Consider the following 12,018-nt stretch of genomic DNA (forward strand, 5'->3'; position numbering starts at 1 on the left):
ACAGCTTTTGCTAATAACGCCGTCATCGTGACGCCTTTGGATTTTAGTTGTTTATACAATTGATCCAAAGCATCCGTTGTGATGGTATATCCCACCCGGAACACCGGAACCGATAAACTCGCCGTCATATTTCTGACAACGGCATTTTGCAAGGTGTTCATCAGGGCAACTTCACCCAAAGGAACAGCGGCTGGAGCAGGCGCGGGAACCGGGGCGAGAGGCTTGTGAACCGCAGGTGCAGGGGCTGCTTGAGGTTGAACCGTTGGTGCTGGGGTCGAACGTCCAGAGGCAGTTTGCACATCCTCTGCGACGATACGGCCATGAGGCCCACTTCCCGTTAATGTCGCTAAATCCAAATTCAGTTCTTTAGCTAATTTCCGCGCCCGGGGAGAAGCCACAATTCTGCCATTGCGTGCCGTTGTCGGAGGTGCGACGGTAACGGTTGCGGTGGTTGCAGAACTGGCTGCCACCGCTTGAGCCACAGGGGCTGGGGCTGTTGTTGTGGCAGTTTGAGAAGATGCCTTTTGTTTAGCTTGTTCAATTTCGGCTTGGGTTTCGGCGATTAAAGCAATCGTATTACCCACCGGGGCAGATTCTCCGGCCGGAACAATAATGGTGGCTAAAAATCCTTCATAAAAGGATTCCACATCCATATCAGCTTTATCCGACTCAACGATTAAAACCGTTTCCCCTTTTTCCACTTTATCACCGGGGGATTTTTGCCAAGAAACGATTTTACCCTCCGTCATGGTGGAACTCAGGGCGGGCATAAAAATTTCATGAATTGCCATAAGCGCTCAAAGAAATAAAGTTTAAACGTGAAATTAGTGTTGAGTGTTGACCGTTGGTGATTTCCAATTAATCCTTGCAAATACCCATTCTTTGATCCTGATTAACCGTCAACGGACAACCCTTTTTAAAGGTCTCCGCGAATGGCTTCAATCACACCATCTCGCAGCAGAATTTCCACTTGCATTTTATTGATCAAATTGTCACCTTCTGCAACGGTAAAAATGCTTTCAATTTGTCCTTGACTCACTTCTTGTTCAAGTTCTAAGGTTTGAACTTGTTGGAGTTGTTGCAAATTTTGATTTTTTTGATCTAAGAGTTGGCTTTTCCGTTCATTCACCTGAACTTGGATTTCTTCGACTTGTTGCAAGGCATCGGGGCCAAGGGGTTGCAGATTAGTACGTTTAATTTCTGCAATCATGCGTTGTCCTTGCATTTCTAACTGTTGCAACTGACTATCAATTTGATTAATTTGGACTTGAAGTTGCTGTTGAGCTTCTTCTTTCCAACGGGGTGTCACCACCGCCTTAACATTAATCGGTCGTTTTAACAGTAATTGTCGGGTATTGTCCATAAGTTGTTATGCCTTTCCGTTGTCAGTCTTCCGTCACCCGTGCAACGTAAAGGCGACGCGCACGTCGCCTGCACACAACCGTTCACCGACAGCATGACACAAGGATGTGTAGGACGGTGACGGCTATCCTGAGTTAATCGGTTCCGATTCACCTTTGACTACTAACGGGTGACGGTTTCATACATTTTGTTAATCATATCGCGGTAGCGTTCCATTACAACGGGACGCTTGACCTTCAAGGTTTGGGTTAATAGTCCATTTTCCATCGTGAAGGGTTCTGCAAGCAGTTGAAACGGGCCAATGCGATCATCAATTCGATAACTGGGGCGGTTTTTCACTTCCCGGTTGAGTTCTTCTCGAAATAGGTTTTGAACCGCAGGACTGTCTAAGGTGATTTCTTGAGTTTGGGTTAAGGGTTCTTCCGGTAATTTTAAGGTTAAATTTTGTTGAATTGCCCATTGTTTTAAGGCATCTAAATTGGGAACAATTAAAGCCCCTAAACATTTTTGATCTTGACCGACTAACACAATTTGGTCAATATAACGACTGCGTAAACAAGCATCTTCAATGGCTTGGGGTTCAATATTTTCACCATTGGTTAACACAATCGTATCTTTTGCCCGACCGGTTAATATGATATCATTATTTGGAGATAACCAACCTAAATCTCCGGTATCAAACCAGCCATCAAAGTTAATGGCTTTGGCCGTGGCTTCGGGATTTTCAAAATACCCTTTCATAATTTGTGGCCCCCTGGCTAACACTAACCCTTTTTGACCTCTGGGCAACATTTGGTGGGTTTCCGGGTCAACAATACAGAATTCAGTTTGGGGAATGGGCTTACCCGATGACCCGCGTAAATTATACCATGCTCGACGGGCACTTAATACGGGAGCAGTCTCTGTTAAACCATATCCAACTAATAAATTAATGCCGACAATTTCATAGAAATTTTCTAAGTGCATCGCTAAGGAGCCGCCGCCACTAATGGCAAATTTTAATTGTCCCCCAGTAGCTTCTCGAACTTTTTGATAAACTAAGCGATCGCCTAAATAATGAATCGGCGCGAATATCCAAGTTTGCAACTGGGCGAGGAATTTTTCAGAGGTTGAAGGCGAATCTAAACTTAAGGTTAATCCTTGAACAATGCGACGAGCTAAAATATATTTTTCGCTGATGGAAAAGAAGAAATTAACAATTTTTTGTCGAGTAGCAGGTTGTTCTCGAAATTGTTTTTGTGCACTTTCATAAATTGATTCCCAAATTCGCGGAACACTCACCATATAATGGGGTTTAAATTCTTTTAAATCTTGCTTAAAATAACGAATGTTTGTATAAACAACGGTGCAACCTTGGGATAAACAAAAATATTGTCCGGTACGGCCTAACGTATGCCAAGTGGGAAGCAAACTGAGAAAGACTTCACCTGGATCAGGGTGAATCACATCAGGAATAGCATTAATTTGATGCAGTAAATTCTCATGGGTTAACATGACTCCTTTCGGTTTTCCAGTGGTTCCTGAAGTATAGAGGAGTGTGGCTAAAGCGTCCCGAACATACTGAACGGGTTTGAAGGTTCCATTTTTTCCCTTTTCCATGAGTTGGTTAAAATTTAAAACCGGAATTGTCGGTAAATCACGGGGATTAGGCGTTTCATCAGACAGTAAAATTACAAATTGAATCGGTAAATCGTCAATTTGGGAACGTAATTTTTTTAACAAACCGAAGTTTTCGAGAACGACACCCGTACTGCCACTATCTTTGAGAATATAAGTTAATTCTAACGGATCAGCCGTTGCCCCCCGCACCACATCCGCCGCCCCTGCGGTCAGGATACCTTGATCAGCAATCATCCATCGGGGACTATCATCAGAGAATAAAGCAATACGGGGCGGAAGTCCCTCCGTTGTCGCCTCAATTCCCAAGTTTTGTAATCCGATGGCAAATTGTTGAATTTGCTGCCACAGTTGAGAATAGGTGAGGCGAACTTCCGGTTTTCCGTGAGGGTCATGTAAGGCAATCATTTGACCTACATTTTGGTCTAAAATTGGCCAGATTTCTGCAAAACCCTGTAGACCCGCATACTGAGAACGCCAATCAGTTGAATGAATCATAGTCATTAATTTTAGTGAGTCAACTACAGTGAGTGAACCATCCCCAATCAGATGATTTTGTTTTGATAGCAGTCGCTAGAACAGTTCGGACAAAAACTGATGCTGAAAGCTAACACTTGTTGCTTTTTCCTCTCGGTTAAGCGGTTCCCTGCTATGACACTGTGACTATCTATCTTAATCGAGGAAGAGGACTCTCCAGAGAAATACAGGACAGATTTGTGTCTGGATCAGGTTTGAGCAATCGAAATTAAATCCTGTTTAACATTAAATGGGGCAATATCTTAAACGTTGGCAATCAGTCCAGTCTGATCCTAGACCTAGTGTTTATACTTAGAAAACTTGTTATTATAAATACATCAAAAAATCAGGTCGGTTCACTTTGATTTAAGGCAATCTCATCTTTAATATCTTGAATCAATTGTTGATTACGAACGGGTTTATTTTTATTTCTTTTTGATGCTTTAGTTCGATTAGCCATAATTTTTTCCTGTTTAATATCTTTTTCCTTAAAAATATTCCTCAAGTTGGAGAATATTGGATTTTATTTGATTCAAACCTATGATGATTGATACGCGGTTTCTCGAAGAAACTGGGTTTTTATCAAAAAGCGGGACTATTTTTTAGCGTCAGGAAGTGGCGTTTTAGCCTCTGGAGACGAAGTAAGACCCATCTTAAACCCAGTTTTAAGGGAGGCTTTTGTCAGCGACGAAGCCAACGCCAAAAGTAAAACGTTGGCGTTGGGTACTTCACATATGATTGAATTCTCCCAGAAAAACCCAGTTTCTCAAGTTAAGCGACTTGCCGTTCATCGTCAAAGCCATGTAAAATCGGTGGTGGCCCAAACTTAGAGGTAACTCGAAGTAAACGGGGAATTTCAGAACTATTATAAACCCGAAACTCGCTGGCAACAGTGGCTTCTGCGGTTCTAACGGCTTGATTTAACACCAAAGAACCATCGGGGTCAGAAACAGAACGATGGAAGGTTCCGGGGGGAATTCTTAAGATCTGACGATTGGCATCTAATCTAACAATATGATAGGGATGTTTCCAAGCAAAATTCACTAAATAAAAAGTCCGTCCGCCACTGACGGCTAACAAATTATCTTCTTGATGCGGATGGAGATAAAATTGCCAATATCCGGCGTCAGTATTATTGGGACTAATGGCTGGCCCTTCATGAAAAACTAAATCACGGGCGTTTGAATTGGGAATGGTAATATCAAAAAAACGGACACTCGGAGTATCCCGAAATTTATGAAAGGGGATTAATTCAAACATACGGACTTGATCAAATATTCGTGTTTCGCAGGTTGTCTTTAAGCTTAGTTACACCGTTTCCAACAATCAAAACTGATTCAGAATAGTTTCTATGCAGAAAGCGAATCAATCAATTCCAGGTGGACGGTTGACCCTTAACCCCTGTCTTGGCACGCTGAGTTCAAAAATTACGGTAAAATCGGAGTCAGTTCTTGAGAACTCGAAGAAAGCCCTGAAAAGCTGACTACGTTTCGTTGAATTGGAGGCAGTCCGACGGTTTATACTCGTCCTTTAGCTCGCTTAATTGAGCAATTACAACGTTTACCTGGTGTGGGGCCAAAAACAGCCCAACGGTTAGCCCTTCATCTGATTAAGCGTCCTGATGAGGATGTGCAAGCCTTAGCACAGGCGTTATTAGATGCTAAACAGCAAGTCGGTTTTTGTCAGGTTTGTTTTCACCTCTCGGCTGAACCTGTTTGTGAGATTTGCCGTCATCCTCAACGTGACCCGGAGACGATTTGTGTGGTGTCCGACTCCCGTGATGTGATTGCTTTAGAAAAAACACGGGAATATAAAGGGAAATATCATGTTTTAGGTGGGGTAATTTCACCGATGGATGGTATTGGCCCCGAACAATTAACGATTCAACCTTTAGTGCGTCGGGTGAGTCAACAACAAATTAAAGAAGTGATTATTGCGATTAGTCCTAGTGTTGAAGGAGAAACGACAACATTATATTTAGGTCAACTGTTAAGACCTTTTACCAAAGTCACCCGCATTGCCTTTGGTTTACCGATGGGAGGGGAGTTAGAATATGCGGATGAAATTACCTTAACACGGGCGTTAGAAGGTCGGAGAGAGTTAGATTAGATTGTTAGACACTCTCACCTCGAAACTCCCCCCTCTGGGTTTCTCTTAGGGGGGAGAGCGAAACCCGGTTAAAATCTAGCCTTCTTTTTGTAACCGTTGACGCGCCATCATCCGCCAGGTGAGTAATTCAGGTAAGCGCCAGGTGACACCGTTAGATTGTTGATCGGCTTGATCTTGTTCTAAAGCGGTTTCCCAAAACACTAAGGCTTGTTTATTTCGGTTTTGAGCTTCTAAAACTTGAGCCAGAATATAGTAAGCCACGACATTAGATTCTTTTAAATCTAACGATTGACGAAGTTCCACTTCGGCTTGTTTGGGATTATTTTGGAGGAAATAAGCCCAACCCAAATTTTTATGTAAAGCCGATCTGACGCCTTTGTCTTTAACTTGGGCAAGGGTTTTTTCTAATTTATCAATGGCGTCGCGGGTTTTACCTTCTAAAATTTCCAACCGAGCTAAATTATTAACGGCGGCTTGGGCTGCCCGATTATTATCAACATCGGCTAGAATTTGATAATGTTTTTTGGCGGCTTCAAACTGTTCTAATTTTTCGTAGGTAGACCCTAGATTATAATGACCTGCACTTAAGTTAGGGTGATAACGGACGGCTTGTAATAAATCGGTTTTCGCCGATAGGAATTCTCCTTCTAAATAGTGCTTATAACCCAGTTCATTGAAGGATTTACCCATCAATTGATACCAGATGTCTGTTTTGAAATGACTATTAATGGTATAGGCGGTGGGTTGACCGGGAGTTGTTTCTAATAGCGATCGCTCCGTTAAGAAATCTAAAGACAGTTGAACTTCCGTTTCAGTTTCCGAAAGGATCAAATCTGTGGCTAATTCACTTAAGGTGGCAGGTTTGGGGTTCACCGCTAACCAACAAACTAAACGAATTTCAAGCTCTGACAATTCCTGATCACTACGCAGATGTTGACGCACCAATTCTTCAATCACTAAGGTGTTTTGCTTGATTAATTTCGTAAGGTTGCCAATGGTTAAATCGGGAATTTTAGACGACCATAATTGTAAAATTAAAGGGTTGCCTCCACATAAGTGAACTAATTCCGAGAGGTATTTTCCATCTAAATACAGCGTTTCTTGACCGGAAAGCAACAATTGTTGAGCGTCTTGTTCTGATAATCCGGTTAACTGTAAAGGAGGTTTAGACGCAAATTGTTGCCACTCTGGGGGAATTTCCCAACCCATTAATAAAATACTACTGCGCGGGGAAGATTCACTAATTTGTTGCCAGAGGGATTCATAACTCTTGAACGCCGCATCTTGACTCCCCAGTTGCGTGATATATTCAACTTCATCAATCACCAATAAATAACGAGAATTAGAGAGGGTTTTGATGAATTCAGTGATTTCTTCGGAATCATCCCACGCTAACGGGGTTTGGGCAATATTGGGAAAGGCGGAGGCAATAAACTCACTCGGAGAAGGTTTGTCTCGCAGGGAACGCCAAATCACTTGGTCAAAATCCGGGGCAATTTCCTGAACTAATTTCACCCCTAAAGCGGTTTTTCCAATGCCGCCAATCCCTTGTACCATCATCAGGTGGGCCCGTTCAGCGACTAATCCTTGTTTTAAAGTGACTAACGCTTCTGAACGACCATAAAAGGCACCGAGTCGGGGTGCATTGCCCCAATCGATTTGAACATTACTACTCAAACCTTGGGAATCCATACCGCCCAAAAGCCGTTTTTTGCGGCCGGATTGGCCATTCATGCCCCCGCCAATTTGATGACCTTCCGATTGGTACTCTGCTAACAATCGTTGCTGAAGTTTGGCTAACTTTCCTGGGCCAGCCCCAGTAATGTTTAACTTCCTATACACTTCTCCCAAGCGTTTTTGTAAGGCATCCTTGCGAACACCTAAATGCTTGGAAATCGTGGTCATTGGTTCTCCCTGGATTGCCCGTGCCATTACTTCCAGTTCATTGTCGGAAATTCCAACTCTCGCAGCGACAGTCTTTAGAAATTCTCTGGGTACCATATCAAATTTAACCTAATAAATTTTAAGATTGAATGCAAGCTTGATGCTAAATTCTGATCTTGTCAATAGGTGCTAGTTTCTATCGAGTCATATTCAGAACAAAGGATCAATCTGGGGAAATCGTCAAGCAAGGGAAACACAGCCAGAACAAGTTGGAGTTGTATACCTCTTTCTTCCCCACACCCTTGAAAATCGTTCGATTCTGCATTGAGCAATTTGCCCAAAAACTGAAGAACTCTCAATTTTGATTTTAGCATATATTCTCGGTTTTATGAGCTAATCTTCGACAGATTGGGTTTTCATCCTCCTCGTCTGGAAAAGAAGGGTTAACTTTGAATCCGCTTTCCAGCTTTGAGCATACCACCTGGAGAAACTTTAGGTCTAGTGGGCAAAACAGTCATTTTTTAAAATTCTACCAACCCCAGGCGTCCAGTCAGCAGTCGTTTGTAATCGGATAGCCCCCCCTAAGTTAAAAGTGAAGCTCGTTGACCCAGTTTGAACGTGACCCATGGGACGGTTTAGACCTGAGAATTGAGTTGAATTTATTTCTGTTCTTCCCCATAGCTTTTTCATCCCCCGCAACATTTTTGAGGCGAGAATTAGAAATTGAAAAGAAGGATTCAAAGAAATCTAAAGTTAATCTTTAAATTTGCCTACACGGTTTAAACTTTATGATTGGCTTAACAAATATTAGTACAGTCAATCGCCGGCTGGTGATCAGCCGTAGACCTTTGAATAATCTTCCCCAGTTCACGACAGAAACCTTAAACGTTTCCCCCGGTACTCAGAACTTAGCCTGAGTGACTGCGGAACAATTAGGACAACAGTTAAGACTAGAAGCGGCTTGGAGGGAAGGAAAATCAGGGGTCAAGTTCCTCATTTTGGTCAAGATGAAACTGCGTCTCAAAGGGGATCAATGGCCAGCCAACAACCATTAGAGGAGGCGGGATTATCCTTGAGTGATATTGATTGCGTGGTTTGTACCCGTAGTATTTCTGAACCCAAAATCCCTTGTACTACTGCTTGATTTCAAAAACAACTTGGCGGAGAATTTTCAGGAATTCCGACTTTTGATATTAATTTAACGGGTTTAAATTTTGTTGTTGGGTTAGATCCCTGATCCGATTGAGTAGATGCGGGTGATTTTTTTTTGGGTACGACAGGGAGAGGAATAATATGTAATCCTTAAAAGTTTTTGATGTGGGTAGCTTGCTATTCTATGGGTTTTGATTCGGATAAAATAGCCGATTTAATTTCAGTTTTAATCAATGTCGTGTGGCTTAAATCGTTCCCGACTAAATTCGCTTGATTCAAATTAACAGCAAATAAAATAACTCCACTTAAATTTGCTCCTTTTAAATTCGCTCCTTCCAAATCTGTATAAATTAACTTAGCTCCTCGTAAATCTGCCCCTTGTAAATCTGCCCCTTTCAAATTCGTTTTAAATAACTTCGCACAGGTTAAATCAGCTTTCCTTAAATCTGCATAAATTAGTTTAGCATTGGATAAATTAGCACGACTTAAATTGGCTTGACTTAAATTAGCAAATAAATGAGAATTACTGAAATCAGCCCCACTTAAATTCGCAGATTTTAAATTAGCTTGCCAAAGTAAAATACTGTTTAATAGAGCCCCTCGTAAATCAGCACCTTGCAAATTTACTCCAATAAAACCTCGCTTTCCAGCAGCATAACGATCTAACAGTTCACGAGAACTCATCAAAATAGACATAGGACTATGCTCTATTGGCTTCATAGCATTTTTGGTAAAGGGTTTCTGGCTTCTACTTCTGTTATAACTCAAAGTGGCTATTTAAGTAATTATTCAATTTTTATCCCCCGATAGACTGATATTGGCTTACTGACCTGAATAAAAATTAATGTTCAGGATGTTTAGTGTTTTACCCATCACAATATCCGTATTTCAACTTTTAAAAGTATAAAAAATCACTAAAATTAACTCCGGGTTTCATGTTGTCCAAAGGCTTGCCAAACCGACTTTAAGGAATTTTGAGTTTGTTTTAAGACTTGATGAAACGGTTTTTGTGCTTGCAGAAAGACACGAGCACAATTTCGCCCCGGCATTCCTGAAATTGACCCGCCTGGATGAGTTCCTGCACCCGTTAAAAATAATCCTTGAATGGGAGTTGTATAATTAGCTAATTCTGGCAGAGGACGGAAAAAAATCATTTGATCTAAAGTCATATCAATATGATAACAATTACCTTTATAAGATCCTAACCGTTCTCCTAATTCCGCCGGACTTTCCACCCGACGTGCTAAAACTGAATGCTTCAAATTAGGCGCATATTCAGCAATTTTATCCAGTACCCGATCTGCAACTTTATATTTTAATTCATCCGTCCATCCGGTTCCATTTAACCCTGTTCCTTCGGCTCCTGCTATCTGATAAGGGGCAAAAAATTCAATCCATAAAGTATGTTTTCCTTCAGGAGCCATCGAAGGATCTAAAACCGTTGGAACCACTAAATAAACCGACGGATCTTGATCAGGAATTTCGCCAACCGTACATAAATTATGCGCTTTTTCTACATGATTAACCGAATCTGCAATTAAAACTGATCCGATTAAATAACTATCTTGATGATTATAAGCTTCAAAGCGCAAGGGTTCCGATAAAGCACAATCAATTTTAAGAATCGTTTCATTATTATTAATAATTTTACGGTCTAATCGTTCTCGCAAATGAGGGTCGGCTGCGTCTAGTTCTGCGGTATCTACACATTGTAAAAATAAACGTCGAGCATCAATATTAGAAATGACTCCCCGTTTAACTCGATATTCCTGCTGATTTGAAACTCTAACTCCAACCACTCGACCGTTATCAATTAATAGTTTTTCTACAGGAGTTTCTGTTAATATAACACCTCCTAAATGTTTCACTAAATTAACTAATGCTTGAGTTAATGCACCTGTACCCCCACGAGGACGAGACATCCCCGGATGGTGACGCATGGCTAACATACTGGCTCCGACAGAAATACCTTTTTGGGAGGGAGGAGCACCAATTTCTGAAGCTAATCTCGCTAAAGGTGCTTTAACAATTTCGCTATCAAACCATTCATTAATTAAATCCTCTGGACTAATTAACATGGTTCTAACAAAATCTAAGATTTTATCGGTTCCTCCCAACACAGCAAATAAATCAATTAAAGTCTCTCGATTGAAGTTTTTAGCAATATTAACAATTGAAGTGGGAGGAGCATTAAATAAAGGACTAACAGCACTCATCAACCGTTGCCAATATTCCACAAATTCTCGATATTTTTGAGCATCCCGTTCACTATAGCGAGCAATTTCAGCACAAGTTTTTTCAACAGAACGATGAGCTAAAAAATATCGTCCATCGGGATGAGGACAAAACACAACCGGGTCACAATATAAATAATCTAAGCCATATTTTGTTAATTCTAATTCTTGGACAACCGGGCCAAGATGGATAAATTCATGATCAATCGCACAGAGGTTAAACTTAAATCCAGGTGCTTCTTGAGGGATGACTTCTTCTGTTGTCGCTGCTCCCCCAGGAACAGGACGTTTTTCTAACAGCAAAACACGATATCCTGCTTTGAGAAGATAGGCCGCACAAACTAACCCATTATGACCTGCACCAATAATAATCACATCATAAATAGACATAAGAAAACCCGACTATTGATCATTGGGTTTAGTGTATCAATAGATCGGGATCTTTCATAGTCCCTAGAGGAAAAAAATGGAAAAACTTACATCTTTTGGAAGAAGGATCATTGATTAAAAATTATTACATTAAGGAAAAGAAACCCCACCTCAACTGTTTCCTCTGGAGATCAACTGGGGTGGGGTTTTGATTTAATAAAATAAAAAAAATCCTAAAAAGTTCTGACTCTTACATTGAACCATCCGTCATGCAGAGTTGGCAATTGAGTTAAAAAAATGCTTAAATCTTAATATTAAGAGGATAACTCTTTTAATCGTTGCCAATCTCCAAAGTGACGACATTGCCGAAACAGGGAAAAAGCGGTTCCAAAGGAACATTCATGACGGATAGAAAAGTCACGAATTGTGGTGACAACTTCCAACACTGTATCGGGATCAGCCTCTAGTTGAAGATGAACTTGCTCTAGGAGGGAAACCACATTTTCAGCAGGCAAACACAGGCTTAAAACTTCTTTGACTTGCGCGTATTTGTTGTTCACAGGCTCAGGTTTGGGTAAAGGAAAAACTAGGTAGAAGAATTCTATCTGAGGATAGATGAAAAAACTTGAAAGTTATTATACAGGATCATCCTAAAAATTCAGAAGTTGAGTTCGTTATAATTGTTTTTTATTAAGCTTTCAACAGAGAATTAATAGATTGCTTGTAGTTGCACTTTAGTGTTGCAAACCTAACAATTCTCAACAGTTAAGTTAAA

The 12,018-nt window shown here is 41.0% G+C and carries 10 protein-coding genes; 2 read left to right on the top strand and 8 right to left on the bottom strand.

What is annotated here, in order from left to right:
- The 4 genes from ACKPEB_RS10575 to ACKPEB_RS10590 all read right to left on the bottom strand — a co-directional run.
- The coding region (locus tag ACKPEB_RS10575; RefSeq protein ID WP_408964846.1) for an E3 binding domain-containing protein at positions 1-791 on the bottom strand (791 nt) is incomplete at its 3' end.
- A gap of 125 nt (positions 792-916) precedes the next feature.
- Positions 917-1,363: a YlqD family protein gene (locus ACKPEB_RS10580; RefSeq protein WP_408964847.1), complete on the bottom strand. Its 447-nt coding sequence runs from the start codon at positions 1,361-1,363 to the stop codon at positions 917-919.
- Between the two features lie 161 nt (positions 1,364-1,524).
- A complete protein-coding gene (locus ACKPEB_RS10585; RefSeq protein ID WP_408964848.1) occupies positions 1,525-3,477 on the bottom strand; it encodes an AMP-dependent synthetase/ligase in 1,953 nt (650 codons plus the stop codon).
- A gap of 789 nt (positions 3,478-4,266) precedes the next feature.
- Positions 4,267-4,755, bottom strand: a complete 489-nt coding sequence (locus ACKPEB_RS10590; RefSeq protein ID WP_408964849.1) for a redox protein — start codon at positions 4,753-4,755, stop codon at positions 4,267-4,269.
- Between the two features lie 237 nt (positions 4,756-4,992).
- Here ACKPEB_RS10590 and recR point away from each other — a divergent pair, with 237 nt between their 5' ends.
- Positions 4,993-5,604, top strand: a complete 612-nt coding sequence (gene recR / locus ACKPEB_RS10595) for a recombination mediator RecR (RefSeq protein ID WP_408964855.1) — start codon at positions 4,993-4,995, stop codon at positions 5,602-5,604.
- 75 nt (positions 5,605-5,679) lie between these two features.
- On the opposite strand, the gene ACKPEB_RS10600 is transcribed toward recR, so the two are convergent.
- Positions 5,680-7,605: an NB-ARC domain-containing protein gene (locus ACKPEB_RS10600; RefSeq protein ID WP_408964850.1), complete on the bottom strand. Its 1,926-nt coding sequence runs from the start codon at positions 7,603-7,605 to the stop codon at positions 5,680-5,682.
- A gap of 800 nt (positions 7,606-8,405) precedes the next feature.
- On the opposite strand from ACKPEB_RS10600, the gene ACKPEB_RS10605 reads away from it, so the two are divergent.
- Positions 8,406-8,543, top strand: coding sequence for a hypothetical protein (locus ACKPEB_RS10605; protein ID WP_408964851.1), 138 nt, complete (start codon positions 8,406-8,408; stop codon positions 8,541-8,543).
- Positions 8,544-8,817: 274 nt separating this feature from the next.
- Here ACKPEB_RS10605 and ACKPEB_RS10610 read toward each other — a convergent pair whose 3' ends face one another.
- From ACKPEB_RS10610 to ACKPEB_RS10620, 3 genes are all read right to left on the bottom strand, one after another.
- Positions 8,818-9,336: a pentapeptide repeat-containing protein gene (locus ACKPEB_RS10610; RefSeq protein ID WP_408964852.1), complete on the bottom strand. Its 519-nt coding sequence runs from the start codon at positions 9,334-9,336 to the stop codon at positions 8,818-8,820.
- 224 nt (positions 9,337-9,560) lie between these two features.
- Complete coding sequence (gene crtO, locus ACKPEB_RS10615; protein ID WP_408964853.1) at positions 9,561-11,264, bottom strand: beta-carotene ketolase CrtO; 1,704 nt, start codon at positions 11,262-11,264, stop codon at positions 9,561-9,563.
- A 293-nt stretch (positions 11,265-11,557) separates the two neighbouring features.
- The gene (locus ACKPEB_RS10620; RefSeq protein ID WP_408964854.1) at positions 11,558-11,803 is read right to left on the bottom strand and encodes a hypothetical protein; all 246 of its coding nucleotides are present in this window, start codon (positions 11,801-11,803) and stop codon (positions 11,558-11,560) included.
- Positions 11,804-12,018 lie beyond the last annotated feature (215 nt).

The sequence above is a fragment of the Planktothrix sp. genome, from assembly GCF_046067725.1.
Classification (GTDB): Bacteria; Cyanobacteriota; Cyanobacteriia; order Cyanobacteriales; family Microcoleaceae; genus Planktothrix.